The organism is Pseudodonghicola xiamenensis DSM 18339 (genome assembly GCF_000429365.1).
Classification (GTDB): domain Bacteria; phylum Pseudomonadota; class Alphaproteobacteria; order Rhodobacterales; family Rhodobacteraceae; genus Pseudodonghicola; species Pseudodonghicola xiamenensis.
This window is the reverse complement of sequence record NZ_AUBS01000029.1, coordinates 26,526-52,869: the sequence shown is the minus strand read 5'-3', so window position 1 is coordinate 52,869 and position 26,344 is coordinate 26,526. Positions and strand designations below refer to the sequence as shown.

Annotated in this window: 23 protein-coding genes; 13 read left to right on the top strand and 10 right to left on the bottom strand. The window is 64.6% G+C overall.

The genetic code is table 11. The features are described 5' to 3' along the window. Positions 1–722: 722 nt before the first annotated feature. The 4 genes from G455_RS0117540 to G455_RS0117525 are packed head-to-tail and all read right to left on the bottom strand — an operon-like array spanning position 723 to position 4,682. Positions 723–1,283 (bottom strand): PqiC family protein, encoded by a 561-nt coding sequence (locus tag G455_RS0117540; protein ID WP_028094892.1) that lies wholly within the window; start codon positions 1,281–1,283, stop codon positions 723–725. 3 nt (positions 1,284–1,286) lie between these two features. After that, positions 1,287–3,440, bottom strand: coding sequence for a PqiB family protein (locus G455_RS0117535; protein WP_229861827.1), 2,154 nt, complete (start codon positions 3,438–3,440; stop codon positions 1,287–1,289). A gap of 1 nt (position 3,441) precedes the next feature. After that, positions 3,442–4,065: a paraquat-inducible protein A gene (locus tag G455_RS0117530; protein ID WP_028094890.1), complete on the bottom strand. Its 624-nt coding sequence runs from the start codon at positions 4,063–4,065 to the stop codon at positions 3,442–3,444. Next, entirely contained in the window at positions 4,032–4,682 is a 651-nt protein-coding gene (locus G455_RS0117525; protein WP_028094889.1) for a paraquat-inducible protein A, read from the bottom strand. Before G455_RS0117525 ends, G455_RS0117530 begins: the two co-directional genes overlap by 34 nt. 189 nt (positions 4,683–4,871) lie before the next feature. On the opposite strand from G455_RS0117525, the gene G455_RS0117520 reads away from it, so the two are divergent. Then, positions 4,872–5,264, top strand: a complete 393-nt coding sequence (locus G455_RS0117520; protein WP_028094888.1) for a helix-turn-helix domain-containing protein — start codon at positions 4,872–4,874, stop codon at positions 5,262–5,264. Positions 5,265–5,379: 115 nt separating this feature from the next. On the opposite strand, the gene amaB is transcribed toward G455_RS0117520, so the two are convergent. The 3 genes from amaB to G455_RS0117505 all read right to left on the bottom strand — a co-directional run bounded on the left by amaB (position 5,380) and on the right by G455_RS0117505 (position 9,009). Next, entirely contained in the window at positions 5,380–6,903 is a 1,524-nt protein-coding gene (amaB, locus tag G455_RS0117515; protein ID WP_051312599.1) for an L-piperidine-6-carboxylate dehydrogenase, read from the bottom strand. A gap of 81 nt (positions 6,904–6,984) precedes the next feature. Beyond that, the gene (gene hglS, locus G455_RS24510) at positions 6,985–8,373 is read right to left on the bottom strand and encodes a 2-oxoadipate dioxygenase/decarboxylase HglS (protein ID WP_035366961.1); all 1,389 of its coding nucleotides are present in this window, start codon (positions 8,371–8,373) and stop codon (positions 6,985–6,987) included. Between the two features lie 318 nt (positions 8,374–8,691). Next, positions 8,692–9,009, bottom strand: coding sequence for a hypothetical protein (locus G455_RS0117505; RefSeq protein ID WP_028094886.1), 318 nt, complete (start codon positions 9,007–9,009; stop codon positions 8,692–8,694). Positions 9,010–9,219: 210 nt separating this feature from the next. On the opposite strand from G455_RS0117505, the gene G455_RS0117500 reads away from it, so the two are divergent. Both G455_RS0117500 and G455_RS0117495 read left to right on the top strand, forming a co-directional pair. After that, the gene (locus tag G455_RS0117500) at positions 9,220–11,016 is read left to right on the top strand and encodes a sensor histidine kinase (protein WP_154664418.1); all 1,797 of its coding nucleotides are present in this window, start codon (positions 9,220–9,222) and stop codon (positions 11,014–11,016) included. After that, positions 11,013–11,630 carry a response regulator transcription factor gene (locus G455_RS0117495; protein WP_028094884.1) on the top strand — a complete coding sequence of 206 codons (618 nt, stop codon included), beginning with the start codon at positions 11,013–11,015 and terminating at the stop codon, positions 11,628–11,630. The genes G455_RS0117500 and G455_RS0117495 overlap by 4 nt, the downstream gene beginning before the upstream one ends. Before the next feature lie 43 nt (positions 11,631–11,673). Here G455_RS0117495 and G455_RS0117490 read toward each other — a convergent pair whose 3' ends face one another. Both G455_RS0117490 and G455_RS0117485 read right to left on the bottom strand, forming a co-directional pair. After that, positions 11,674–12,555 (bottom strand): S-methyl-5'-thioadenosine phosphorylase, encoded by an 882-nt coding sequence (locus G455_RS0117490; protein WP_028094883.1) that lies wholly within the window; start codon positions 12,553–12,555, stop codon positions 11,674–11,676. 121 nt (positions 12,556–12,676) lie between these two features. Further along, entirely contained in the window at positions 12,677–14,239 is a 1,563-nt protein-coding gene (locus tag G455_RS0117485) for a hypothetical protein (RefSeq protein WP_028094882.1), read from the bottom strand. Between the two features lie 203 nt (positions 14,240–14,442). Between G455_RS0117485 and G455_RS0117480 the strand changes: the two genes are divergently transcribed. The 10 genes from G455_RS0117480 (at position 14,443) to eda (ending at position 25,831) form a co-directional block, all read left to right on the top strand. Continuing rightward, the gene (locus G455_RS0117480; RefSeq protein WP_028094881.1) at positions 14,443–16,056 is read left to right on the top strand and encodes a SulP family inorganic anion transporter; all 1,614 of its coding nucleotides are present in this window, start codon (positions 14,443–14,445) and stop codon (positions 16,054–16,056) included. A gap of 248 nt (positions 16,057–16,304) precedes the next feature. Continuing rightward, positions 16,305–16,799 carry a GNAT family N-acetyltransferase gene (locus tag G455_RS0117475; protein ID WP_028094880.1) on the top strand — a complete coding sequence of 165 codons (495 nt, stop codon included), beginning with the start codon at positions 16,305–16,307 and terminating at the stop codon, positions 16,797–16,799. Positions 16,800–16,862: 63 nt separating this feature from the next. Beyond that, positions 16,863–17,630, top strand: coding sequence for an EcsC family protein (locus G455_RS0117470; protein WP_051312597.1), 768 nt, complete (start codon positions 16,863–16,865; stop codon positions 17,628–17,630). 52 nt (positions 17,631–17,682) lie between these two features. Then, positions 17,683–18,117: a DUF1178 family protein gene (locus G455_RS0117465; protein WP_028094878.1), complete on the top strand. Its 435-nt coding sequence runs from the start codon at positions 17,683–17,685 to the stop codon at positions 18,115–18,117. Then, entirely contained in the window at positions 18,117–18,758 is a 642-nt protein-coding gene (locus G455_RS0117460; RefSeq protein ID WP_028094877.1) for an SDR family NAD(P)-dependent oxidoreductase, read from the top strand. The genes G455_RS0117465 and G455_RS0117460 overlap by 1 nt, the downstream gene beginning before the upstream one ends. Next, complete coding sequence (locus G455_RS0117455) at positions 18,755–19,204, top strand: SgcJ/EcaC family oxidoreductase (protein ID WP_028094876.1); 450 nt, start codon at positions 18,755–18,757, stop codon at positions 19,202–19,204. The genes G455_RS0117460 and G455_RS0117455 overlap by 4 nt, the downstream gene beginning before the upstream one ends. A 107-nt stretch (positions 19,205–19,311) precedes the next feature. Then, positions 19,312–20,550: an aspartate kinase gene (locus G455_RS0117450; RefSeq protein ID WP_028094875.1), complete on the top strand. Its 1,239-nt coding sequence runs from the start codon at positions 19,312–19,314 to the stop codon at positions 20,548–20,550. A 47-nt stretch (positions 20,551–20,597) separates the two neighbouring features. Further along, on the top strand, positions 20,598–22,841 hold the full coding sequence (gene ptsP, locus G455_RS0117445) for a phosphoenolpyruvate--protein phosphotransferase (protein WP_028094874.1): 2,244 nt from the start codon (positions 20,598–20,600) through the stop codon (positions 22,839–22,841). Between the two features lie 511 nt (positions 22,842–23,352). Next, positions 23,353–25,188 carry a phosphogluconate dehydratase gene (gene edd / locus G455_RS0117440; protein WP_035366958.1) on the top strand — a complete coding sequence of 612 codons (1,836 nt, stop codon included), beginning with the start codon at positions 23,353–23,355 and terminating at the stop codon, positions 25,186–25,188. Continuing rightward, positions 25,178–25,831, top strand: a complete 654-nt coding sequence (gene eda / locus G455_RS0117435; RefSeq protein ID WP_028094872.1) for a bifunctional 4-hydroxy-2-oxoglutarate aldolase/2-dehydro-3-deoxy-phosphogluconate aldolase — start codon at positions 25,178–25,180, stop codon at positions 25,829–25,831. Before edd ends, eda begins: the two co-directional genes overlap by 11 nt. Here the strand turns inward: eda and G455_RS0117430 are convergent. Next, positions 25,815–26,174 carry a hypothetical protein gene (locus G455_RS0117430; RefSeq protein ID WP_028094871.1) on the bottom strand — a complete coding sequence of 120 codons (360 nt, stop codon included), beginning with the start codon at positions 26,172–26,174 and terminating at the stop codon, positions 25,815–25,817. The two genes, eda and G455_RS0117430, sit on opposite strands and share 17 nt — an antisense overlap. Positions 26,175–26,344 lie beyond the last annotated feature (170 nt).

The following is a 26,344-nucleotide window of genomic DNA, read 5'->3' as shown; positions in this document are numbered from 1 at the left end:
GATCTCTATACGCTCGGTGATGGGCAGGTCAGGTGCTGTCTCTGTGGTTAGGAGAATTTTGGTTATACTTTCTTCTCGCTCCCGAGAAGCTTGTTGTTCACGTTGGCTCTCGATGGAGTAATGTGGATGACCTTCAGGCCACTTATCGGCAGATATGCAATCCTTGCAACGCCTATGCTGATCCCCTTGCCAGAATGACAAATTCCCACCGCAGCTAATACACTCTGACATTGGCTCACCCCACTTTGGATTGACCATCACACATCCTATGGGAGTGGGCAAGCTAGGCTACTCGGGCGGTTTGGATTGGCACACATTTTGGCACACATTGGCACACATCTTGCAGGATTCGGCCCCAAGGTGCTATCAGTGCGCTGGATGCAATTGGATCATGGTAGACGCAGCCTAGCCGGAAAAATTCTTTAATTTTGAGGGCTTGATAGTGCGAAGCACGTTAGCGTTGAGGTCGCTGTGGGGTAACTCCCGTGGAAGTTCGAGTCTTCTCGACCGCACCATTCTCCTTCATAATACCCGGAATATATTGCAATACCCTATGGTTGCCTTGTGCCGTGCCTTGGGCAGAAGCTGCTTTTCTGCCCGATAGGATGCGAGGGCTAGGGCCATGGGGCGAAAGTCTGCGGCTGGTTTGGGTAGCAGAGCAAGAGCGCCCCGCTGCGCTGGTCGCAGGGGGATTTTCCGAAATGTTTGTCTGTGCGCCAGGATCAGCGGCGCAGATTGGTCGCGATCTCTGTCCCCAGCCGGTCGATGGCGATTCCGGTCGCCTGGGCGATCTGTGCCGGCGAATCGCCTGCCAGCGGGACGGCGATGCTGAAGGGAACGATGCGTTCGCGGATGATCCTGTCGTAGGAGGAGATGGCGAATTGCCCGCTCAGGTGCAATTGCCCGTCCAGACGCGCAGCAAGCTCTGACACCCGCACCGCGACCTGGGCCTGGGCGGGGGTGGACAGCGGCCAGGGCTCGGCGGCGACCTGCGCGGTGCTGCTTGCGGCGAGACCGTCGGCCAGTTGCTGGGTAATGGCGCGGCTGGGTGTGTCGGCCCAGAGTGCGCTTTTGACGGGTTTCAGTGCGCCACTGGCTTCTTCCCTCAGGATCTGATCCTCCCCTGCATAGGCGGGAAGCGAGACCTGCCGCATCTCGAGCGAGGCAACCCGCAGCGCCATCCGCGAGGTGGGGGCTTCGGTTGCCGTCGGGATCAGGTAACGCGGCGTGGTGTCGCCGCAAGCGGCCAGAGCAAGCAGGAGCAGAGGGGCAATGCGTGTCATGGGTTACCGTCCGAACAGAAGGGAATTGGGAGACCGCTCAATCGTGCGGGCAAGGTTGGTCAGGGCCTGCGCCGTCGTCCGAAGTTCGCGTAGCGCATCGAGCGTTTCGCGGTTGAAGCGCGAATTCTGGCCGTAGCCGGCCAGCACATCCTGGGCCTGGCTTACCAAACGGTCGATCCGCTGGGCAAGATCGGGCAGGCCGGCGACCGCCTCTTGCACCGCTGCGGTTGCATCGCGGGCCGAGGAAAGTGTGTCATTGACGTTTTCGATCGCTCCGCCAGCGCGCAACTCGGCCAGGGCCGCCTGGGCCTGGTCCAGCGCGCTCGACAGGCTTGCGGGCAGGGCGCGGGTGCTGTCCTGGTCGATCAGCGCGCGGGTGCTGTCGAGGAAAGCGGTGGCGGCGGTCACGAACTCCTCGACATCAAGCGAGTTGGCCTTGGCGGTCAACTGGTTGAGCCCATCGACCAGCCCCGGCACGCCGGCAATCTTCTGGTCGAAGTAATTGGCGACATCGGTGACTGTATTGGCGGCCTCGGTGGCCGAATCCAGCGCAGTGACCAGCTTGCCCACCGCCTCGGCGGTGCGCAGGTTTTCGGCGACGCCGCGCAGTTCTTCGATGGCGCTGCGCAATTCGCCGGGCAGGGCCTGGGCATCCGGGCTGCCCACCAGGCCGCGCGCATCGTCTATCAGCTTGACGAAGGCATCGGGGGCGGCGCGCAGCTTTTCGTCGCCGGCCAAGCTTTCGATCGAGGAGAGCGTCGCGATGGCCTGTTGCATCAGCTCTTCGATCGGCAGGGCGCCGACCCGGTTCATCACGCCCTGGACGGTGGCCGCCGCATCCGGAATGTCGGAGGCGACCGAGGGGATGCGAGGCACCGCCGAGGAGGTATCGAGATGCGCCGGCGCCGCATCGGGCAATTCGACCAGCTCGACCGAGAGCGAACGCGAGAAGATGCTTTTCGACATTAGCCGCGCGCGCAGCCCGCTGTCGACCTCCTGCGCGAAGAAGGCGATGATATCATCCTTCGAGGTGTCGGGATCGAGACCGAGCCGCCCCGGGTCGATCGAGAGGGTGGCGCGCAGGATCACGTCCTTTTCGCCATTGCGCTCTTCGACAAAGGCGCCGAGCGCCGAGACCTTGCCGATCACCAGCCCCTTGTAGATCACCTCGGACTCGACCGCGAGCCCGGCGACGGACTGGTCGAATTCCACGGTCAGATCCACCGGGTTTTCAAGCGGTTTGGTGAAGGCAGAGGATCGTGCGACATCCTCGCTGGCATAAAGGTCGAATACATGGCCGGGCTCGATCGGCTTCCCGCCCGAATAGACCGTGTCGAACGTCAGCCCGCCACGCAGGATGCCCGCGACCGAGCCGACCGAAAGGTTGATCCCCTGCGGTCCGAAGTTGACGGAAAAGCCAGAGGTCAGCCAGAAACGAGTGGCCGAGGTCAAAAGCTTGTCATGCGGGGCGGAGATGAAGGCGTTCACCTCAACCCCGTTGCCGTTTGCCAGCAGCCGGGGCGCCTCGATATTGCCGACCTCGATGCCGCGGAAATAAATCGGTGCGCCGGCGGTCAACTGGCCGCCGTCCCGCGCGCTCAGCGTCACCCGCGTGCCCTTCATGCCCGGCTGGATCAGCGGCGGTTGCTCCAGACCGGTAAAGATCGGGTCGCTGCCATCGTCTGTGGGTTCGAAAGCGGCCTGAATGTAGACGCCGGACAGCACGGTGGAGAGGCCGGAAATCCCTCTGGCCGAGACCTCGGGGCGGACCACCCAGAATTTGGCGTCATGTGGCAGCTTGGCCGCCACCGCCCGGTCGATCCGGGCATTGATAATGACCGCTGTCAGATCGTCCGAGAAGGTGACTTTCTCGACCACGCCGATATTCACGTCGCGATAGCGAATAAGCGTTTCGCTGGCGGTGACGCCGGCGGCGTTCTCGAAATGGATTTCGATCAGCGTGCCGCGTTCCGCCCAGCTTTGCCAGGCGATGAACAGGGTGACCGCCAGCGCCGCCAGGGGCACCAGCCAGACAACCGACAGGTTGCGCCAGAACGAGGGCTTGGGGCCTTCGACGATCGGGGCTGAAGGGGTGGGCTCGTCCATCTTGCGGCTCTCCATCGCGCGGCGGTCTGTATCGTTGGTCTCTTCTGCCATGTCAGTCGGCTTCATCCCAGATCAAACGGGGATCAAAACTCAGCGCCGCCAGCATGGTGAAGGCGACGGAGAGGGCGAAACTCGCCGCTGCGATGCCGGGCCGGATCGTCGCCGCGAAATCGAGCTGTACGAGAGAGGACAGGATCGCCACGACGAAGACGTCGATCATCGACCAGCGCCCGATGAATTCCACCACCTCGTAAAGCAGGTGGCGCCGGTGCGACGGCAGCCGCACCCGATGCGGGATACTGAGCGCGAGATAGGAAATGGCGACGAATTTCGACACCGGGATGACGATCGAGGCCAGGAAGACGATCAGCGCCACGCCGATGTCGCCATGATGCATCAGCTCAAGCACGCCGCCGAGGATCGTGTTGTCATACTCCCGTCCGAGCTGGGTGGTGCGCAGCATCGGATAGAGATTGGCCGGCACATAGACGACAAGCCCGGCGATCAGCCAGGCCCAGACCCGTTGCAGGCTGGCGGTGTTGAAACGGGCCAGCGCCGCACCGCACCGGCCGCATCGCGCCGTGCCCGGGTGATGGACCTTGCCGCATTGGGTGCAGCCGATCAGCCCTGCCCGATGGGCGGTCAGGATCTGCGGCGGGCGTCCAGTGTTTTCCAAACCGTCACTCTGCTCATGAAATTGTCTTTCAGGACTGTCACGATGACGAGGGCGACAAAAGCCCAAAAGGCCGGGCCAAGGGAAATATGCGCCAGTCCTCCAACCTTGACCAGTGCCACCGCGACGCCAACGACAAAGACCTCGGCCATCGCCCAGGGGCGCAGCAGTTCGACAAAGCGGAACACCGGTGCCGCATGTCGGGCGGGATGCCAGCCGAAGGCCATCGGGGCCAGCACGTAAAGCAGCCCCAGGAACCGGGTCGTGGGCAGCACCACGATCAGCGCCGCCATGACAATGGTCAGCGGTTCGGTCAACCCGCCGGAATAGGCCATCACCGTATCGAGCAGTGAGGACCGGCGGATCATGCCGGCGGCCTCGAGTTCGAGAAACGGGAAGAAGATCGCCGCGACCATCAGTATCAGTGCCGACAGCGCGAGCATGATGATCCGGGTCATCGCCAGCGCACGGGGGGCCTCGATCACCGTGTGGCACCTTGGGCAGCGGGCGGTCTCTCCAACCGCGACCGGCCGTTCGTGCAACAGCGCGTCGCAGGTCGGGCAGGCGATGAGATCACCGACATCTGAAGATGCAGCAAAAGGAAGCTTGGTCGCGGTCATATCGGCAACCTAGAGCACCGGCGGCGGTGAGGAAAGCCATGGGCGCGCCCGACCGGGATGTTTCGCCGATCCGAGAGGGGCTTGTGCCGAGTGTGGGCAGCGGTCCGGTGGCCTGTGAACCTCCTGCACGGTTGAAAATCGCGTCGCCGAGGTCAGATAGGAATTCAAGCCAACTTGAGGTCAACTCATATGCTCGACATCACCGAACTTTCCCGGCTCAGCGGGTGTCCCGCGTCGAAACTGCGGTATTACGAAGAGATTGGATTGATCCGCTCATCTGGCCGAAAAGGGCTCAAGAGACTGTTCGAAGAAGAGGTCACCACCCGTCTGGCGCTGATCTCGCTGGGACAGACGGCGGGTTTTTCCCTGGACGAGATACGCGCCCTGATCGGGGCGGAGGGGCGGCCGGAACTGGACCGGGCGGCATTGGAACGACAGGCGGACAAGATCGACCGGAAGATCGGCGAACTGACTGCGCTTCGCGACGGGATACGCCATATCGCCCAATGCTCTGCCTCCAACCATCTGGATTGTCCCCGCTTCAAGCGGATCATGCGCGCGGTTCTGAAGCGAAGGGCCTGAGCCAGAGCGGCGATGCGCGTGGCGGGCGCCGATCTGTGGGGCACCCGGCCCGCCGCGCAAGGGGATGCGCATGGCGGGCCGGGGCAGTCATTGATTGCCCAGGAAACAGGCGGTGTCAGTTGATGTCGAAGACGACGCCCTGGGCCAGGGGCAGGTCTTTTGAATAGTTGATGGTGTTGGTGGCGCGGCGCATATAGGCGCGCCAGGCGTCGGAGCCGGATTCACGGCCGCCGCCAGTCTCTTTCTCGCCACCGAAGGCGCCGCCGATCTCGGCGCCGGAGGTGCCGATGTTGACGTTGGCGATACCGCAATCGGAACCGCGCGCCGACAGGAAGGTCTCCATCTCGCGCAGGTCGGTGGTGAAGATCGACGACGACAGGCCACCGCCGACGTTGTTGTGCTGTTCGAGCACATCGTCGAAGTCGGTGTACTTCATGACGTAGAGGATCGGCGCGAAGGTCTCGCGGAAGACCGGGCCAGTCTGCTCGGGCATCTCCACGATCGCCGGCTTGACATAATAGGCAGTATCGGGGCCGACATCCTGACGCTCGCCGCCATGGATCACGCCGCCCAGCTCCTTGACCTCTTCCAGAGCCGCGACCATCGCGTCATAGGCGTGCTTGTCGATCAGCGGACCGACCAGAGCCGGGGTTTCCAGCGGGTTGCCGACGGTGACCGAGGCGTAGGCTTTCTTCAGGGCCGGCACGATCTGGTCATAGACGCTTGCATGCACGAACAGCCGGCGCATCGTGGTGCAGCGCTGGCCGGCCGTGCCCATGGCGCCGAAGGCCACCGCGCGCAGGGTCATGTCCAGATCGGCCGAGGGGCAGACGATGCCGGCGTTATTGCCGCCAAGTTCCAGAATGCAGCGGCCAAAGCGCGCGGCGACCTTCGGTCCGACGATCCGGCCCATGCGGGTCGAGCCGGTGGCCGAGATCAGCGCAACCTTTTCGCTTTCCACCAGCGTTTCGCCCACTGCCGGGCCACCGATCAGAACCTGGCTCAGACCTTCAGGCGCATCCCCCCCGAACCGGGCGAGCGCACGTTCGAAGACCGCCTGCACCGCCAGCGCGGTCAGCGGGGTCTTTTCCGACGGCTTCCAGATCACCGGATCGCCGCAGACCAGCGCCAGCGCCGAGTTCCAGCACCACGGCGCACAGGGGAAGTTGAAGGCGGTGATGATGCCGACGACGCCGAGCGGATGCCAGGTTTCCATCATCCGGTGGCCGGGGCGTTCGGTGGCGATGGTCAGACCATAGAGCTGGCGCGACAGGCCGACGGCGAAATCGCAGATGTCGATCATCTCCTGCACTTCGCCCTGACCTTCCGAGGGCGATTTGCCGGCCTCGATCGACACCATGCGGCCCAGGTCTTCCTTCGATTTGCGCAGTTCTTCGGCGAACAGACGGACCAGTTCGCCCCGGCGCGGGGCCGGGATCATCCGCCAGCTCCGGAATGCCTCGTTTGCCAGCGCGACAGCCGCTTCGGCATCAGCCACCGAATGCTCCGCAAGAGTGGCAACTGCCTCTCCGGTCACCGGCGAAACGACGGCCATGCCGCCGCTGACATCCAGCGCGGCGCTGACGCCGCAGGCGGCCATTGTCTCGGCGGTGATCGCCGCAAGGGATTTGCTTTGCATCGTGTCGTGTCCTTTTCTTCTGACGGGGCGCGCGCGGCGGCGCCGCGCGCAAAGCTGTGGGAAGGCGGCCGTCTGGCGGGATCAGGCCGCCGCGCTGCGGCCAAGCTCCGATCGCGCCCGGGCGAGCGAGGCTGCCTCGATCTCGGCATAGCAATGGTGCAGGTCGATGACCCGGGCCCCAAGGGCGGTTTCGAACATGTCGCGGTTGGGGGTGGCGCCAAAGGTCTGCGCGGCATCGTCGCCGAGGTTCGACTGAAAGATCCCGGCGGCGCTGACCGGCAGGAAATCCTCATAGACGATGGGATCGGCGCGCAGCAGGCCGGCAGCGATCAGGGCGTCCGCGTCGCGGGTGACATCGGCGGCCGAGGCCGGCTTGCCGGTGACGCTGTAGCGGAAATACCCCAGCCCGTCCTTGCGCAATTGCTCGGGGTCGTCCGGGAAGGCGGCGAAGATCTCTTGCAGCTTCGCCATATAGGCGGCGGCATTCGAGCCGTCGGGCGCGGGGGTGATCGCGGCGCGGGTCTCGCCCAGCAGCCGGTCGTACAGAGCCTGGCCTTTCGGTGTCAGCGCCATGCCGCGCTGTTCGATCTCGCCGAAGCGGGCGGTATGGCTGCCCGGTTCATTGGTGCCGTCGGTGATGAAATCCACCGGCTCCTCCAGCGCCTTGAACGAGGTCTGGCGCAGCAGGATCGGCACCCTGCGGGCCGGCGGGCCTTCGATCACCGCCTTGGGGGCGACGCCCTTTTCCGGCATCATCCGCTGCACCGCGTCGATATCGAGCGTGCGCGGGGTCAGATGGTTGATATGGGGTCCCTTGAAGGCGACCACATCGGCGATCAGCCGATGCGCATCGTGCAATCGGCGGTACATGCGATGGTCGACATTGGCCCGGGTGTGCCAGCGGAAGGTTTCCAGCGCCTCGGCGACGAAGCTCCGGGCGTCTTCCGCGGACAACCCGCCCTCGGTCTCGGCCTTCTCGATCAGCCGCAGGCAGCCGGGGGTGAAGATCTGACGCTGTGCCAGCACCGCCTCGGCATCGGCGCGCAGGGTCTCGTCCGCGATCAGATCGAGCCGCAGCAACGAGGTGAAGACGCGGAAGGGATTGGCCCGCAGCGCCGCATCCTCCAGCGGCCGGAAAGCGGTGGAATGCACCGGGACACCGGCGACAGACAGATCGTAATAGCCCACCGGATACATGCCCATCACCGCGAACAGCTGCCGCATGGTGGCCAGTTCGGCGGCGGTGCCCAGACGGATCGCCCCATGGCGCTCCTCGGAAAGGCGCTCAAGCTCTCCCAGCGAGGCAAGCCGTGCCTTTTCCTCGGGGTGGCCGGCGAGCGTCTTGCCGTTCAGCTCGGCCACCAGATCGAGCAGCGTGCCATAGGCAGGCACCTCATCGCGGTACATCTCCGACATTGCACGGGAGAAAAGGGTACGGATATCGTTCGGGGAAAGCTGGGGGCTGGTCATGTTTGGCAGTCTCGATTGATCGGGCAATTTGGTGGCGATCCTAACCGGGGTGCTGTCCGGGGCACAATGACGGTTGAAGCTACATTCATTCCGAATGCGCATGGCAACTTGCGGTCGCGGCCTGTCGAGGGGTGATCCGGCAGCGCCGTTTTCCGCCCGATTTGAAGCTGTTTGGAAGCCTTCGAATGTGCCGCTGGAGAGGGAATTTCACTCCAGCAACAGAGCGGTTGGCCCTGACGCAGCGCCGCTCGGCCTGCAGGGGCGAAAGCTTGGACCCCAGTTGCAAGGCCGCTGTTCGAATGCCTGCCCCGCCTGATCCTAGTCGCAGGAGGTGACCGCATCGACCTTGTAGGTGGTCTTGCCCAGACCTTCGGGCGGGACCGGCAGCAGATAGGCCTTCAGATCGCAGGATTGCAGCCGGATGGTCCATTCGATGGCGCCATCGGCGCGGGTGCCGGTGTTGGATATCGCCCCGATCGGGGTCTGATGCGCCGCTTCGGCGATGCGGCGGTCGCCCAGAATTGTGTCGATCTGCTCGGCGCTGTCGTAAAAGGGGGACAGCGTCGCCAGCGCGGGAGAGGCTAGCAGGCAGCAGGCGAGGGTGGTCAGCCGGGGCAGGGCGGGGCGGCGTTTCATGGCGGTTTCCTTGCGGGGCGTCTTCGCATCAGTCTGGGGTGAAACGGCGGTATAGTACAGCGACGAAACCGGATGTCACAGGAGGGAATTGTCGGGATTTTCGGCAATTTCTTGGGAAGGCTCGGCGTTTGACCTTGGCCCTGGTATCTGGTCATCTGCCATGGTGCGGCCCCGCCGGGGCTGCACAGATCTTCAGCCCGGACCTTGAAAGTGACAGAGCGTTTCTCCGCCGCATTCCCATTGCTTTGCCGTGCCGCGCTGGTGATGTTGGCGCTGCTGCTCGCCCCCGCGGCACGGGCGGCGGAGGTGCTTCGGATCGGCGTGCTCGATTATCTCGGGTCTGAGCATTCGCTCAGCCATTGGGCGGTGACTGAGGCGGCGTTGAACGCGGCTCTGCCGGATTATGATTTCCAGTTCGAGCCGCTGGACATTCGCCAGTTGGCCGCCGCGCTGGAGGCCGACCGGCTGGATTTCGTCATCACCAACCCCGGCAATTATGCCGAACTGGAATATCTCTATCACATCAGCCGGATCGCCACTGCCGAGGGCGATCAGCCGGTGGCCTCGACACTAGTAACGGCGGGTGATCTGGAAAAGCTCTCCGATCTGGCCGGTCGCAGGCTCGCCATCGTCTCGCCCGAGGCCTTTGGGGGATTCCAGCTGATCTGGTCGGAAATGGCCGATGCCGATAGTGGCCTGCCCGGGCGGGTGGAATTGGTCATGACCGGTTATCCGATGCAACTGGCGGCTCAGGCGGTGCTGGAGAGGCGAGCCGATGCCGCAGTTCTGCGCGCCTGCATGCTGGAGGAGCTGAAGGCGGCTGACCCTCAGCGCTATGCACCGCTTCATGCCTTCGCGCTGAAGCCGGGGCAGGGCACCGATTGTGCGCTCTCCAGCCCGGTGTTCCCCGGCTGGCCCTTTGCCAAGACGCGGACCACGCGGCCCGATCTGGCCAAGAAGGTGGCAGTGGCGCTTCTCAGCATGCAGGGGGGCACCCTGTGGACGGTGCCGCTGGACTATCAGCCGGTGCATGAACTGATGCGCAAGCTGCAGATCGGTCCCTATGTGCGCAAGGGGCCGGTTTCGGTGCGCGAATTCATTGCCGATTATCGTGACTGGCTGATCGCGCTGGTCGTCGCCTTGGTGTTCTGGGCGATCTATTCGGTGAGGATCGAAACTCTTGTTCGTCGCCGTACAAGGGCCTTGAACGATAGCAATGCCCAGCTTGTGCGCGAGATGTCCGAACGCCGCCGCGCCGAGGAGGCCGAGCGGCAGAACCGCCGCGAGCTGGAGCATGTGGCGCGGTTGTCGATCCTGGGAGAGATGGCCTCGAGCGTCGCGCATGAACTGAACCAGCCGCTTTCAGCGATCTCGACCTATGCGCAGGGCATGCTTTTGCGGCTGACCGCAGGCCGGGCAGAGCCCGAGGAGATGCGGCGCGCCGCCGGCGAAATCTCGGATCAGGCGGCCCGCGCTGCCACCGTGATCCGCCGTATCCGCGCCTTCGTGCGCAAGCGCGAAAGCCAGATGGGGCCGGTCGATATCTGCGATTTCCTCGAGGAATGCGCCACGCTCTATGCGGCGTCGATCCATCGCGCCGGGGTCGAGGACAAGGTGATCTGCGAAGACGGGCTGCCGAAGGTTCTGGGCGACCGCATTCAGCTCCAGCAGGTGATGCTGAACCTGGTGCAGAATGCCGTTGATGCGATGGCCGGCACCCCGGCCGAGGCGCGGCGTATCACTATCCGCGCCGAACGGCGCGGCGATCCGGATCATGGCGCTGGCGTCTGCCTGTCGGTGCGTGATCAAGGCCATGGCATGGATGCTGCTGCCATGGATCATTTCGCCGAGGCCTTCTATACCACCAAGCCCGAGGGCATCGGGCTGGGGTTGGCGCTGTCGCGCTCGATCGTCGAGGCGCATGGCGGCTGGATGAAGGCGGAGGCGCCGGGAGACGGGCCCGGCCTGAACATCTCGATCTGGCTGCCGGAGGAGCCGAACGCATGACCGATCAGGCGGTGATCCATATTGTCGACGACGACCGCGCTGCGCGCGAGGGGCTGGGCTTCTTGCTGTCCTCGTTGGGGCTCAAGACCCGGGCCTATGCCAGTGCGGCAGAGCTGCTGGAGGCGATTGACGATCAGGCCGAGGGCTGCATCCTGGCCGATGTGCGGATGCCGGGGATGAGCGGGCTGGAGCTGCTGGACGAATTGGGCCGCCGCGGCTGCCTGCTGCCTGTGATCATGATCACAGGCCATGGCGATGTGCCGATGGCGGTCAGGGCGATGCGGGCCGGGGCGGTCGATTTCTTTGAAAAGCCGGTGAACGGCATGACCCTGGTTGACCGTATCAAGGAGGCGCTGGACCAGAGCAGGGCCCGGGCTGGGACCGAACGCGAAAAGGTCCGGCTGATCCGCAGGATCGACAGTCTTACCACCCGCGAGGCCGAAGTCGCCCGTGCCGTGTTGCGGGGGCTGATGAACAAGCAGATCGCGCATGAACTGGGGATCAGCCAGAAGACGGTTGAGAACCACCGCCATAACGCGATGGAGAAGATGGGCGCCACGAGCGCCGCCGATCTGGTCCGCCTGCTGGTGGCCGCCGGCTGGAGCGAGGGCTGAGACCGCCTCGTGGCGCGCGCAGCGGGGCCGGTGAGCCGGGGGATCAGCCCCGGTTCAGCACCCGCCCGGCGACCGCATCCAGCTTTGCCACCAGCGCGGGATCGCGTTTTTCCGGCGCGGTCATGATGGCGAATTCCAGCGCCCGGTCGCAGCCGCAGGGGCAAAGATCGCGCTCCGCCCCCAGCAGGGCCGGCAGGCGGCGGACCTTGTCGCGGCCCTTGTCGGCATTGCCGGTCAGTGTGGCGATGATCTGGGTCACATCGACCGCGCCATGCTCCGGGTGCCAGCTATCGTAATCGGTGATCATCGCGACCGAGGCATAGCAAAGCTCCGCCTCGCGGGCGAGCTTGGCCTCGGGCATGTTGGTCATGCCGATCACATCGGAGCCCCAGTGTTCGCGATACATCCGGGATTCGGCCAGGGACGAGAATTGCGGCCCCTCCATCGCCAGATAGGTGCCGCCGCGGTGCACGGTGATCCCGGCGTCGCGCGCGGCGACCTCGCAGACCGCGCTCAGCCGGTCGCAGGTCGGATGCGCCATGCTGACATGCGCCACGCAGCCGGTGCCGAAAAAGCTCTTGTCGCGGGCGAAGGTGCGGTCGATGAACTGATCGACGATGACGAAATCGCCCGGCGCCAGTTCCTCGCGGAACGATCCGCAGGCGCTGATGCTGATCACATCGGTGACGCCGATCCGCTTGAGCGCGTCGATATTGGCGCGATAGGGCACGTCGGTGGGGCTGAGGTAATGGCCACGCCCGTGCCGCGGCAGGAAGACGATCTCGATCCCATTCAGTCGGCCGGCCAGCAGCGCGTCCGAGGGTTTGCCCCAGGGGCTATTGACCTCGATCCATTTGGCGTCTTCCAGCCCGTCGATCTCATAGATGCCGGATCCGCCGATAATGCCGATCTTGGTAGGTGTCATGGTGCCTTGCCCCCGCTTGCCTGTGACGCCGACATTAGCCCGGGCGCGCGCGGATGCAACCGCAGGTCGCGACCCGTGGCGGCGGAGGGCGGGGCAGGGCGCGACCCTGCCCAAAATCGGCTCAGTCCCGGCGAATGATCCCGGTGATCGCGGCAGCCCCCAGCGCGGTGACGATCCAGCCCGCCATCTGCAAAAGGAAGCCGCAGCGCCAGAGCCTGCGCCCCCAGTCGCCGCGCGCGGTGGAGGGCGCCCAGGCCGCGGTCTGGCCCAGGTCGATGATCGGGATCACCAGATCGGCGGCCCAGCCATAGCGGTTGAAGGTTTCCCAATCGCGGCCGGCCTCGGAGGCCGACGACCAGATCAGGGAGGGGTTTTCGACGCTCACCGCCAGCGCCTGCCAGCGGTCGGACATCTGCACCGGCCCGGAGTTCGGCGCGAAATCGCCAGCGGTCCAGGCCATATGCGCCAGCCAGACGGCGGCGGCCCAAAGCCCCAGCAACCAGAGAAGGCTGCGGAACGGATGATGCCCATAGCCCACCACCCAACGCAGCAGCAGATCCCAGACCCAGAGCAACGGGCGGAGGACGTCGAGCCAGACCGAGCGAACCCCGGCCCTCCAACTGCCGTCGAGCTCCACACGCAGACGCCGACGCATGTCCGCCTGAATCTTCTGCTCACGCCGCGCCAGCACCTTCCGCGCATCCCGGTCGTGCCCCATCTCGTGCAGCACCTTGGCAAGCTGGGTATAGGGCTGAGGGAAGAACGTGCCATTCCAGGTGTCGCCCATGGAAAGCCAGTTCAGTCGGGTGTTGGCATCGGTTGGGGCGCCGGAAATCCGGTCATAGGTGAAACCATCGAGGATCAGCCGTCCCCGATCCGGCCAGCAGTTTGGATCGTCAAACAGTTCGCCAATATGTGCGGCGTTGAGGTCCACCGATCCGGCCTCGACCGTCACGTGGCGCCAAATCAGGCCCCGGGTGACCCGCAGCCCCTGCGCGTTCAGCGCCTTTTCCCCTTTCGTTCCAGCGAAGCGAGCGCCGACACAGGCAAGCTGGCCACCGATGGAGGCGCCGGAAAGGCGGACCATGCCGGTAGCGGTGACGTCGCGCAGGAAAACACTTCCGGTCACTGTCGCGCCTTGCGCGCTCAGCGCATGACTGTCCTCTCTCCCGATAAAGTGGGCGCCCTCGCAGACAAGCGAACCGCCGATGGAGGCGCCGGCGAGGCTGACCGCGCCGGTCGCGGTGACGCCGCGTAGAAAAACATCGCCAGTCACCTTTGCACCCTGTGCATTGAGGCCGGGCAGGTGGCTTTCAGTGAGGTTCAGAAATTCAAACCGAGCCTGGAGGGCGACAATCTCCTGCTCGATGCGACAAACAAGGAGGCTCGTTACCCCCACTGCCGTCTGAAACGACAGATCGAGCCGCCCCTCCACATAGGCTCCGGATACCCGCACACCCCAACCCTGAACCTTGCACCGATCGCATCCCCCGAGGATCAGATAGCGCAACACCTCCGCCCGCACCCGGCGTTCGGGATCAGGTGTCCCCTCGGGTGGCAATGTCCCGTCGCCGAGGATACATTCTTCCGCCACCCGGCAGGCGGCGATCAGCTTTCTCTCCGCAGGGGTCAGCCAGTCGCTGCCCCGATCCTCGATATCCTGCCAACAGGTGATGATTGCCATGATCCGCCCCCACTGGGCAGCCTAGCTCGCCCGGACGTCAGAGGGGAGGGGGGACTTCGCGGCAATGCCCGTGATCTGTGCCCTCATGGACCCGCTGTTCGGTGTATTGGCCCGCTTGCATTGACGTGCCAGGGGGTAACCCTGTAGACGCTGCGCCGCAGCAAAGACAAATGTCCCGCCAAACCCAACCCCAAGGAGCATGCATGCCCCGCGCCCTTCTGGCCGCCTTCGCCTCTCGTATCGAAAAACCCGATCTGCGCTGGATGCCGGACGAAGGGTTCAGTCTCGGTCGGCTCAGGATCGAGCTTCTCTCCGGGCTGACCGTGGCGCTGGCGCTGGTGCCCGAGGCGGTGGCCTTCGCCTTCGTCGCCGATGTAAACCCGCTGATGGGGCTCTATGCCGCCTTTATCATCGGACTGGTGACCGCGCTGATCGGTGGCCGGCCCGGCATGATCTCGGGCGCGACCGGGGCCATCGCTGTGGTCATCGTGTCGCTGGTGATGAGCCACGGGGTCGAATACCTTCTGGCGGCGGTGGTGCTGATGGGGCTGATCCAGATTGTCGTTGGCATCATGCGATGGGGCAAGTTCATCCGGCTGGTGCCGCATCCGGTGATGCTGGGGTTCGTCAACGGGCTGGCCATCGTGATCTTCCTGGCGCAGCTGACCCAGTTCCGGGTGCCGGCCAGCGCCGCGACCGGTGGAGGAGAGTGGCTGTCGGGTCTCCAGCTCTGGACCATGCTGGGGCTGGTGGCGTTGACCATGGCGGTGATCCATTTCATCCCGCGGGTGACCCGGGTGGTGCCGGCGCCGCTCGCCGGTATCCTGGTGACCGCCGTGCTGGTGATCGCCTTCGGTCTCGACGTGCCGCGGGTGGGCGACATGGCCTCGATCAAGGGGGAGCTGCCGGTGTTCCATATTCCGGCAGTTCCCTTCACCTGGGAAACCTTGAAGATCGTCCTGCCCTATTCCGTCATCATGGCCGCTGTGGGGCTGATCGAAAGCCTGCTGACGCTGAACCTGGTGGGCGAGATCACCGGCAAGCGCGGTGGCGCCAGCCAGGAATGCATCGCCCAGGGCACCGCCAACGTGCTGACCGGCTTCTTCGGCGGCATGGGCGGCTGCGCCATGATCGGCCAGTCGATGATCAACGTGAAATCCGGCGGCCGCACCCGTATCGCTGCGATCTTCGCCGCGCTTTGCCTTCTGGGCTTCATCCTCTTTGCCTCGCCGCTGATCGAACAGATCCCGTTGGCCGCGCTGGTGGGCGTGATGTTCATGGTGGTGATCGGCACCTTCGCCTGGAACTCGATCCGCATTCTCGCCAAGGTGCCGCTGATCGACGCTTTCGTCATTATTCTGGTCACCGTGGTGACGGTGTTCGAGGATCTGGCGGTGGCCGTGGTGGTCGGCGTCATCGTCTCGGCACTGGCCTACGCCTGGAATAACGCCAAGCGCATCCATGCCAAGGCCTATGCGACGCCGGAAGGCGCGAAGGTCTATCAAATTCAGGGGCCGCTGTTCTTCGGTTCGACCGACGGCTTTGTCGAACTGTTCGATCCGAAAGAAGACCCCTCGACGGTGATCGTCGATTTCGCCGACAGCCGGGTGGTGGACCAATCCGCGCTGCAGGCGATCGAGGCCCTGGCCGCGAAATACGAGGCCGAGGGGAAGCGCATCCAGTTGCGTCACCTCAGCCGCGATTGCCATCGGCTGCTGACCAGGGCGGGCCATCTGATGATCGACAGCGACGATGATCCTGATTACGCGCTGGCAGTGGATTACTCGGTGAAGACCGGCATCCTTGGATCGCATTGACCCCTGAGGGCGGCGGGGGGGCGCTGCCCCCCAACGGCCTGCGGCCTTCCCCCCGGGATATTTGAACCAGATCGAAGGGGCGGGCGCGGTCTGGCTTTCGATCTGGCAAAAATATCCTCGGGGGTGAATTGGCCGAAGGCCAAGAGGGGGCAGACAGCCCCCTTTCTCTGTTTGCCGGCGCGGTGGCGCTTGACGTCGCCCGTCAGAGTGCTAGGGGCAGCAGCCGAGCTGATGCGGAGGGCAGGCGGGTGATCGAACTGCGGCCGGAACAAACCGGAGACTGGTGGGACGTCGAGGCGCTTTATGATCTGTGTTTCGCGCCGGGGCGCGAGGCGCTGTCGTCCTATCGGCTGCGAGATGACGTCGATCCGGTGGCCGGGTTGTGTCTGGTCGCGCGCGACAACGACGGTACGGTTGCCGGCGCCATTCGCTATTGGCCGATCCGGATCGGCGCGGTCGAGGCGCTGTTGCTCGGACCGGTGGCGGTGCATCCGACGCACCAGGGCGAAGGGCTCGGTGGTTTGCTGATCGAGGAATCGCTGATTGCCGCGCAGGAGGCCGGTTGGGACCGGGTGATGCTGGTGGGGGACGCGCCCTATTACAACCGGTTCGGCTTCACCAAGCTCGACGGGGTCGAAATGCCGCCGCCCACCAACCCGGATCGGGTTCTGGGCCGTGAGCTCACCCCCGGTGCTTGGGGCAAAATTACCGGGGCCGTTGCCCGTTGGAGCCCGGCGGGCTGATCTCTTCCCATTGAAACCCGGGCGCTGCGTGCCGATCTGATAAGGGGAATCAGAGGGATCGCAATGACCGAGGCCATAGTTCTCCCACCTCCAGAGGGAGCCCTTGATCCGGAGGCGGAGCTTGACCGGTTGGCGGTACGCTATCGCGCGGCCGGAGGGGCTGGGCTCAAGCTCCTGAATGCGCTGGGCACCGGTGCCGAAGGTCTGCTCGACCGTTTGCCAGCGCCTGTGCGCACGGGCCTGGATGGTGCGACAGAGCAGGCGCTGTATCTGTCGTTGCGTGCGGCCGAACAGAGCCGGCGTGTTACCGGCGATCCGGCGCCCTGGGTGAATACAGCCATGACTTCAGTCTTCGGGGCCGCCGGCGGCTTTGCCGGCCTTTCGGGTGCATTGTTGGAACTGCCGGCAACCACCACTCTGCTGATGCGGGCGATTCAGGGGGCGGCGGCGCGTCAGGGCTTCGATCCGGCAGCCGAGAGCGTTCGTTTCGATTGTGTCCGGGTTTTCGCGGCGGCTGGGCCCCTGGCCGATGACGATGGCAGCGATCTGAGTTTCCTGTCGCTCAGGTTGACATTGACGGGGCCGGCGTTGCAGCGGCTGATCACGGCGGTGGCGCCACGGTTGTCGGTGGCGCTGGGGCAGAAGTTGGCGGCGCAGGCGGTGCCGGTTTTGGGCGCGGTTGCGGGGGCAGGGGTGAATTATGCCTATACTCGCTATTACCAGCAGGTGGCCGAGGTGCATTTCGGTCTGCGTCGCCTGGCGATCGAGGCCGATGTCCCGCATGCCGATCTGGTGGCGCGCTTCGCGGCGCGGATCGTGCCGCGGGGTTGATCTTCGCCGTCGGGTGGATATCTAATCCTGTACTTCTTCAAGGGATCCCGGAATGATCCGATATTCGCTCAAATGTGCCGAAGGGCACGCCTTCGACAGCTGGTTTCAATCCGCTGACGCTTATACCAAGCTGGCCGGCGCTGGCATGGTGAATTGTGCTGTCTGCGGGTCACCCCAGGTTGAAAAGGCGTTGATGGCGCCGCAGGTCCAGCACGGGCGCGAGACCGAGCCCGCCACGGCCGAGCATCCGCTGGCTGCTCCTGCCAGCGCTGCCGAACAGGCGCTGGCCGAGCTCAAGCGTAAGATCGAGGGAAACTCGGAATACGTCGGAATGAATTTCGCCGCCGAGGCGCGCGCCATGCATGAGGGTGACGCGCCGGAACGGGCCATTTATGGAGAGGCTAAGGCCGAGGAGGCGCGCGCGCTGATCGAGGACGGCGTGCCGGTCACGCCGTTGCCCTTTCTACCCAACAGAAAGACGAATTGATGCATGTTGTGATCACCGGAGCCGGACGCGGCATTGGCAAGGCCTTGGCGGATCGGTATCGCGCCGCCGGTCATCGCGTTACCGGCACCGCGCGCGACGGCAGTGCCGATCTGGTGCTGGATGTCGCCGATCCGGCCGGGCACCGTGCCATGGCGGCGGCGCTGGCGGGCGACCCGGTCGATCTGCTGATCTGCAATGCCGGCATCTATCCTGACAAGGGCCAGCGGTTGGACGACGGTTATCCGCCCGAGATGTGGGCCGAGGCCTTTGCGGTGAATGTCACCGGCACCTTTCTGGCGGTTCAGGCATTGTTGCCCAATCTGCGGGCGGCAACCGGCAAGATCGCGGTGATCTCGTCGCAGATGGCGTCGGATCAGCGGGCGCCGGGGGGCAGTTACATCTATCGGGCCTCGAAGGCGGCGGTGCTGAACCTTGGCCGCAACCTGTCGACCGATCTGAGGGCTGAAGGCATCGCCGTTGGCATCTATCATCCCGGCTGGGTGCAGACCGACATGGGCGGTGCGGCGGCCGAGATCACCGTGGACGAGGCGGCCGATGGGTTGGTCACCCGTTTTGCTGCGCTTGATCTGGCCGATACCGGCTGTTTCCGCACCTGGGACGGGCGGGAGCACGCCTATTGACCGATCTGCCGCAGCGGCCCGAGGATATTCCCGCGGCTTTTGCTGCGGCCTGGGCGGCGCGGGATGCCAAGGCGCTGGCGGCACTCTTTGCCGAAGATGCGGATTTCGTGAATGTCGTCGGGCTCTGGTGGCATGACCGTGCCGCAATCGAACGGTCGCATGCCTATGGGTTGAGCACTTTCTTTGCCGAGAGCCTCCTGACGCCGGGGGTGATCAGGACTCGTGATCTGGGCGAGGTGGCGGTGGTGAGTTGCCGTTTCACCCTGACCGGTCAGCGGCTGCCCGATGGTGGTGTCGCCGGCCCCCGGCGTACCATCCTGACCTTTGTGGCCCGGGACGTGCCACAGGGCTGGCAGGTGGTCGCGGCGCAAAATACCGATGTGGTCGAGGGCGCCGAAACCCACGTGCGGTCTGATGTTCTGCGCCCCGCCGACTATCGGCGGTGATATCCGTCAAGCCCTGGTAAAACCGGCGGTTATCCCCAAGCCATCTTGCTCTTTGCCGCGACAGCGCATAAACCGCGCCGGAACTTGGGCCCTAAGGGAAAGCGCATATGCCCATCCTAGTCATGAAATTCGGCGGTACCTCGGTTGCCAACCCCGACCGGATCCGACGCGTTGCGAAACGTGTCGGTGTCGAGGTGGCCAAGGGCTATGACGTCATCGTTATCGTTTCGGCCATGGCCGGCAAGACCAATGAGCTGGTGAACTATGTCGAAGAGACATCGCCGCTGTTCGACGCACGCGAATATGATGCCGTGGTCAGCTCGGGGGAGAATGTCACCGCCGGGCTGATGGCGCTGACGCTGCAAGAGATGGATATCCCGGCCCGGAGCTGGCAGGGCTGGCAGGTGCCGTTGCTGACCACCTCGGCGCACAGCGCTGCGCGGATCGTCGATATTCCGACGGAAAACATCCTGCGCAAGTTTGACGAGGGCATGAAGGTCGCCGTCGTGGCGGGCTTTCAGGGCGTCAGCCCCGAGGGTCGGATCACAACGCTGGGCCGGGGCGGATCGGATACCACCGCCGTGGCATTCGCCGCCGCCTTCGATGCCGAACGCTGCGATATCTATACGGATGTGGACGGGGTCTATACCACCGACCCGCGCATCTGTGAAAAGGCGCGCAAGCTGGACAAGATCGCCTTTGAAGAGATGCTGGAACTGGCCTCTCTGGGCGCCAAGGTCTTGCAGACCCGCTCGGTCGAGCTGGCGATGCGTTATAATGTGAAACTGCGGGTGCTTTCGAGCTTCGAGGAACAATCCGACGAGGCGGGCACGCTCGTCTGCGACGAGGAGGAAATCATGGAACTGAATGTTGTCTCCGGTGTGGCCCATTCCCGTGACGAGGCCAAGATGACCCTGATCTCGGTCGCCGATCGTCCCGGCATCGCCGCCGCGATCTTCATGCCCCTGTCCGAGGCTGGCGTGAATGTCGACATGATCGTGCAGAACATCAGCGAGGACGGTCGCACCGATATGACCTTCTCCTGCCCGACCAATCAGGTGGCCCGTGCCGAAGAGGCGCTGAAGAAGGCCAAGGACAGCGGTGAGATCAATTTCCACGACATCGTCGAGGATACCAACGTCTGCAAGATCTCGGTGGTGGGGATCGGCATGCGGTCTCATACCGGGGTTGCGGCCAAGATGTTCAAGGTGCTCTCGGACGAGGGGATCAACATCAAGGTCATTACGACCTCGGAGATCAAGATTTCCGTCCTGATTGATCGGAAATACATGGAACTTGCGGTTCAGGCGCTGCATGATGCGTTCGAACTGGATAAGGCGGCCTGAGCGGTTCCCGCTCGGGCGTGTCTGACGCCGCAATGTGAACGAGGCCTATGCCAGACGGCACGGAAAGCGAGAGTCGCAAGCTGCTGAAACGGCTGCGAGAGGTTATGGCCAGCAGCGATGCGGGCCAGACCCGGCTGGACAAGATTACCCATCTGATCGCTGACAGCATGGGGTCCGAGGTTTGTTCGATCTATCTGTTCCGCGACGCGGATACGCTGGAGTTGTGCGCGACAGAAGGTCTCAAGGCCGAGGCGGTGCATCACACCCGGATGCGGTTGGGTGAAGGGCTGGTCGGTCGGGTGGCCAAGACAGGTGTCGTGGTCAACACCGCCGATGCACCAAGCGAACGGGGCTTTCGTTACATGCCGGAGACGGGGGAGGAACGCTATTCTTCCTTCCTCGGGATTCCGGTGCAGCGTCTGGGCGAATCGCTGGGTGTGCTGGTGGTGCAGTCACGCGAGGCACGGCAATTCTCGGCGGATGAGGTCTATGCCCTTGAAGTCGTCGCCATGGTGCTGGCCGAGATGGCGGAGCTTGGCGCCTTTGTCGGAGAGGGCGCTGCGCTGTCGCCGCCGCATCAGCGCACCGAACTGATCCGTGGGGTCAGCGCGCAGGAGGGAGCCGCAGAAGGCCACGCCTGGCTGCACGAGCCCCGCGTCGTCGTCACCAATCCGATCGCCGACGATCCCCAGCGTGAAACCGAGCGGTTGCATACTGCGGTGGAGGAATTGCGCGTCGGTGTCGACAAAATGCTGCAATTGTCGTCGACCGAGGACACCGAACAGCTTCAGGTGCTGGAAACTTACCGGATGTTCGCCAATTCCCGCGGTTGGATGCGGCGGATGGAAGAGGACATCTCCCGGGGCCTGTCGGCCGAGGCCGCAGTGGAAAAGGAACAAAGCCTGGCGCGCAAGCGGATGGCGCAGGCGCAGGATGCCTATCTGCGCGAACGGCTTTCGGATCTGGATGATTTGTCGAACCGGCTGTTGCGAATTCTGACCGGTCAGGGCCAGAACACTGGTGCCGACCTGCCGGCCGATCCGATCCTGGTCGCGCGCAATATCGGCCCGGGGGATCTGCTGGAATATGGCCGTAACCTGCGTGGTATCGTGCTCGAAGAGGGTTCGGTCGGGTCACATGCCGCCATCGTCGCCCGCGCCCTGGCGATCCCGCTGGTCGTGCGCGCGAAACGGATCACCGCAGAGGCGTTGAATGGCGATCACATCATGGTCGATGGCGATCAGGGGCTGGTGCATCTGCGCCCCGATGACACGATCGTCGCCGCGTTCCGCGACAAGATCGCGATGCGGGCAGAGGCGCAAGAGCGCTATGCCTCGATCCGCGACAAGCCGGCTGTAACGCAGGACGGTCAGACGATTGCCCTGGTGATGAATGCCGGTCTGATGGCGGATCTGCCCTCGCTTGACAGTTCGGGCGCCGAAGGGGTCGGCTTGTTCCGGACCGAGCTGCAGTTTCTGATCCACAACAAGATGCCGAAACGGTCGGAGCTGGTGGCGCTCTACGAACGGGTGCTGGATGCCGCCGACGGCAAGCGCGTGGTGTTCCGGACCCTGGATATCGGATCGGACAAGGTGTTGCCCTATATGAAGCCCACGGATGAACCCAATCCGGCTCTGGGCTGGCGGGCGATCCGCGTCGGGCTCGACAAGCCCGGGGTGATGCGGATGCAATTGCAGGCGCTGCTCCGGGCGGCGGCGGGCCGGCCTTTGTCACTCATGTTCCCCTTTGTCGCCCAGTTCGAGGAATATCGTGAGGCGCGCGCCGAGGTCGACAAGATGGTCGAACGCGAGCGCAAGCTGGGGCACGTCCTGCCTGAACGGATCGAGGTGGGCGCGATGCTCGAGACGCCCTCACTCGCCTTTGCGCCGCAGAAGTTCTTTGACGAGGTCGGCTTCCTGTCGATCGGCGGCAATGACCTGAAGCAGTTCTTCTTTGCTGCCGACCGTGAAAACGAACGGGTGCGGCGGCGGTATGATACGCTGAATGTCAGTTTCCTCAGCCTGATCGAGCGGATCGTCGAACGGTGCGATCGGTCAGGCACGCCATTGAGCTTCTGTGGAGAGGACGCCGGTCGCCCGGTAGAGGCGCTGTGCCTGGCTGCGATAGGGATCCGGACGCTGTCGATGCGTCCGGCCTCGATCGGCCCGGTCAAGAGCCTGCTGCACCGCGTCGATCTGGGCGAGCTCCGCAAGCGGATCATCGACGCCCGCCATCGCGGAGACCAAAGCGTGCGGCCCGCCGTGCTGGAGTATCTGCGCAGCCTGCCTTGAACGGTCTTTGCTGCGCTCGCTGCTTGGGGTTGATCGTTATCCACAGCGTTACGGATGTTTTCAGGCGAATAACGCCTTAATGTGAACTGATATTTTTCGTCATTTTTCTCGATTTACCCCCGTCGGGATGCGCAGTTCTTGTCTTTAATCAATATCGCGTGGCTTTGGGTTTGTCTGCGTGGGGCGCTTTGTGGATAGAATTGTGGATTATTTCCCCCCGGACGCGCTCTGTGGGCACCCGTCGGTGGGGCCGTGTGTTTCTGGCGCGGATATGCAGCTTGAAACGAGTTTCTGATCAAGGGGTTACAGGATGATGCTGAGGGTAGGGGACAAGGGCGGGCCAAGGCATGCCCTGCTGCAATATCGTTGCTGCGGCAGGTTTTCGCCAGCGGCGCCCACGATGGGAACAGCGAACCGAACTTCCCCCCCATAGAAGGCTTGCAACAGCGCCGGTGGGCTGGAATGATACCCGCCAGCCGGGCGTTTGTCGCCCAGCCAGGGCAGGACACCGATGACTTTGATCCCCACTCTCAGACCCGCGGTGACAGATGTGACCGCGCGGATCACGGCCCGCAGCGCGGCGACGCGGGCGGCGTATCTGAACCGGATGCGCGCGGCGGAAGAAGAGGGGCCGGCCCGGACCCATCTGAGCTGTTCCGGTCAGGCCCATGCCTATGCCGGGGCGGGGCCGGATCAGGCCGCGTTGGCCGGAGCCTCGGGCGGTAATCTGGGCATTGTCACAGCCTATAATGACATGCTCTCGGCGCACCGTCCGTTTGAAACCTATCCGGCGCTGATCCGCGATGCTGCGCGCGCGGCTGGTGGCTCCGCCCAGGTAGCGGGCGGGGTTCCGGCGATGTGCGACGGGGTCACCCAAGGGGCGGCGGGGATGGAGCTCAGCCTGTTCTCGCGCGATGTGATCGCGATGGCGGCGGCGGTGGCGCTCAGCCACAATGTGTTCGATGCGGCGCTTTTCCTGGGGGTCTGCGACAAAATCGTGCCGGGGCTGGTGATCGCCGCCCAGGCCTTTGGTCATCTGCCGGCGGTCTTCGTGCCGGCGGGGCCGATGATCAGTGGCCTGCCGAATGACGAAAAGGCCAAGGTTCGTCAGCGCTTCGCCAAGGGAGAGATCGACCGCACGGCCCTGATGGCGGCCGAGATGGCGGCCTATCACGGACCGGGCACCTGCACCTTCTACGGGACGGCGAATTCCAACCAGATGCTGATGGAACTGATGGGGCTGCATCTGCCCGGTGCCAGTTTCGTCAATCCGGGAACCGATTTGCGCAGCGCGTTGACCCAAGCGGCCACTCGGCGGGCGCTGGAGATCACCGCTCTGGGGCAGGCCTACACGCCCACTTACCGCATCCTCGACGAACGCGCCTTCGTCAACGGCATCGTCGGGTTGATGGCGACGGGGGGCTCTACCAACCACCTGATTCACCTCGTCGCCATGGCGCGGGCAGGTGGCATTCAGATCGAGTGGCAGGATTTTTCCGATCTTTCCGCGGTCACGCCGCTGATCGCGCGGGTCTATCCCAATGGGCTTGCCGATGTGAACCACTTCCATGCGGCGGGTGGCCTGGCCTATGTGATCGGCGAATTGCTGGGTGCGGGGCTGTTGCACCCGGATACCGAAACGGTCGTTGGCCCCGGACTGGACCGCTACACCCGCGAGCCGAAGCTGATCGGCGATGAACTGGTCTGGCACGATGGTCCGGGCGACAGCGTGAACCGGCAGATCCTGCGCCCGGTGATCGATCCGTTCCAGACCTCGGGCGGGCTGAAAAAGCTCAGCGGGTCGCTGGGCGAAGCGGTGATCAAGGTATCGGCGGTGGCGCCCGAACACCATGTGGTCGAAGCGCCGATCAGGGTGTTCAGTGGGCAAAAGGCGGTGAAGGCGGCATTCAAGGCGGGCGAATTCACCAGCGATACCATCGTTGTGGTCCGGTTCCAGGGACCGCGTGCGAACGGCATGCCCGAGCTGCACAGCCTGACGCCACTGTTGTCGATCCTGCAGGGGCAGGGGCTCAAGGTGGCGCTGGTGACCGATGGGCGGATGTCGGGCGCTTCGGGCAAGGTTCCGGCGGCGATCCACGTCTGCCCCGAGGCGTTGGACGGTGGCCCTATCGCGCGGTTGCGCGATGGCGATCTGGTCCGGCTCGATGCGGTGACGGGGAGGTTGGATATCCTGACGCCGGGGGTGTTGGACCGTGCTCCGGCCATGGCCGATCTCTCGGCGCATCAGGCCGGCGTCGGGCGCGAGCTGTTTGGTGCGTTTCGCGCCCATGTCGGTGCGGCGACAGCCGGCGCCAGCGTGTTTTTCGGAGGCGGGGATGAGGATTGATCCGCACTCGGCCAGCCGGCGCATGCGGGAGCTGGCGGTGCTGGCCCCGGTGATCCCGGTTCTGGTGATCGAGCAGGCTGCGCAGGCGCGATCGCTGGGTCAGGCGCTGGTCGCCGGTGGCCTGCCGGTGCTGGAGGTGACCCTGCGCACCCCGGCGGCGGCTGAGGCGATCCGCGCCATGGCCGGGCTGGAGGGCGCGGTGGTGGGCGCCGGGACGGTGATAACGCCGGCCGATGTCGATCTGGCCCTGGCGGCGGGGGCCCAGTTCGCGGTCTCGCCCGGGGCGACCGATGACCTTCTGGCCGCTTGCGAGGCTGCCGGGCTGCCATTGTTGCCTGGCGCCGCCACTGCGAGCGAGGCAATGCGGCTGGCCGCGCGCGGGTATGATATGCTGAAGTTCTTTCCTGCCGGGCCTGCCGGTGGGGCGCCGGCACTGGCCGCATTGGCGGCGCCGTTGCCGGGGATTTCCTTTTGTCCGACCGGTGGGGTCAGCGTGACGACGGCGCCGGACTATCTGCGTCTGCCTACGGTGCCCTGTGTGGGCGGCAGCTGGGTGGCACCGAAATCTCTGGTCACTGCCGGCGACTGGTCGGCGATCGAGCGGCTGGCGCGCGAGGCCCGCGGGCTCACCCCCGCGACATAAGGCGGCCCAGGTGCCAGCCAAAGGGCAGCGCCAGCAGCAGATTGACCAGCGGCTCGACCACGAGAGACAAAAGCCCGGCAGAAAGATCCGGAGCAATCAGGACGCTGTGGGCCACCGCCAGATCCATCATCAGCAGGACAGAAGCCGCCACCAGGGCCGGCTGCCAGCTTTCGGGGTGACGCCTGAGCGCGATCAGGGCGATCAGATAGGGCAGGGCGGAGAGCAGAAAAACCAGTGTCGTGATCAGGGGGGCGCCATCGGTCAGGAGGAAATCCCGGCGACCGTGCAGCAAGATCCCGAGAGAGAGAAGCGCGAGAGGGAGCGGTCGGAGCAATTTCTGCATTCGGGTGGGACGTCTTTTGTTCGCGTGGTCGCTGGGCGAGCGTCGGGGGCAGTGCTGGCGCGTGGGTCAGGCGGGATGACGCATTCTCCATCCTCCGTGACGGAAGAGGGGCTGATGCCGATATCGGTCCTGTGTCTGGGGCCGGCGCCTGGAGGCGTAGGGCATTCTGC

Bases quoted from the DNA above. Each gene is read 5' to 3' on its own strand.
- G455_RS0117540 (WP_028094892.1), bottom strand. From the start codon at position 1,283: ATGACACGCATTGCCCCTCTGCTCCTGCTTGCTCTGGCCGCTTGCGGC.
- G455_RS0117535 (WP_229861827.1), bottom strand. From the start codon at position 3,440: ATGGCAGAAGAGACCAACGATACAGACCGCCGCGCGATGGAGAGCCGC.
- G455_RS0117525 (WP_028094889.1), bottom strand. From the start codon at position 4,682: ATGACCGCGACCAAGCTTCCTTTTGCTGCATCTTCAGATGTCGGTGAT.
- G455_RS0117520 (WP_028094888.1), top strand. From the start codon at position 4,872: ATGCTCGACATCACCGAACTTTCCCGGCTCAGCGGGTGTCCCGCGTCG.
- amaB (WP_051312599.1), bottom strand. From the start codon at position 6,903: ATGCAAAGCAAATCCCTTGCGGCGATCACCGCCGAGACAATGGCCGCC.
- hglS (WP_035366961.1), bottom strand. From the start codon at position 8,373: ATGACCAGCCCCCAGCTTTCCCCGAACGATATCCGTACCCTTTTCTCC.
- G455_RS0117505 (WP_028094886.1), bottom strand. From the start codon at position 9,009: ATGAAACGCCGCCCCGCCCTGCCCCGGCTGACCACCCTCGCCTGCTGC.
- G455_RS0117495 (WP_028094884.1), top strand. From the start codon at position 11,013: ATGACCGATCAGGCGGTGATCCATATTGTCGACGACGACCGCGCTGCG.
- G455_RS0117490 (WP_028094883.1), bottom strand. From the start codon at position 12,555: ATGACACCTACCAAGATCGGCATTATCGGCGGATCCGGCATCTATGAG.
- G455_RS0117485 (WP_028094882.1), bottom strand. From the start codon at position 14,239: ATGGCAATCATCACCTGTTGGCAGGATATCGAGGATCGGGGCAGCGAC.
- G455_RS0117480 (WP_028094881.1), top strand. From the start codon at position 14,443: ATGCCCCGCGCCCTTCTGGCCGCCTTCGCCTCTCGTATCGAAAAACCC.
- G455_RS0117470 (WP_051312597.1), top strand. From the start codon at position 16,863: ATGACCGAGGCCATAGTTCTCCCACCTCCAGAGGGAGCCCTTGATCCG.
- G455_RS0117465 (WP_028094878.1), top strand. From the start codon at position 17,683: ATGATCCGATATTCGCTCAAATGTGCCGAAGGGCACGCCTTCGACAGC.
- G455_RS0117460 (WP_028094877.1), top strand. From the start codon at position 18,117: ATGCATGTTGTGATCACCGGAGCCGGACGCGGCATTGGCAAGGCCTTG.
- G455_RS0117450 (WP_028094875.1), top strand. From the start codon at position 19,312: ATGCCCATCCTAGTCATGAAATTCGGCGGTACCTCGGTTGCCAACCCC.
- ptsP (WP_028094874.1), top strand. From the start codon at position 20,598: ATGCCAGACGGCACGGAAAGCGAGAGTCGCAAGCTGCTGAAACGGCTG.
- edd (WP_035366958.1), top strand. From the start codon at position 23,353: ATGACTTTGATCCCCACTCTCAGACCCGCGGTGACAGATGTGACCGCG.
- eda (WP_028094872.1), top strand. From the start codon at position 25,178: ATGAGGATTGATCCGCACTCGGCCAGCCGGCGCATGCGGGAGCTGGCG.
- G455_RS0117430 (WP_028094871.1), bottom strand. From the start codon at position 26,174: ATGCAGAAATTGCTCCGACCGCTCCCTCTCGCGCTTCTCTCTCTCGGG.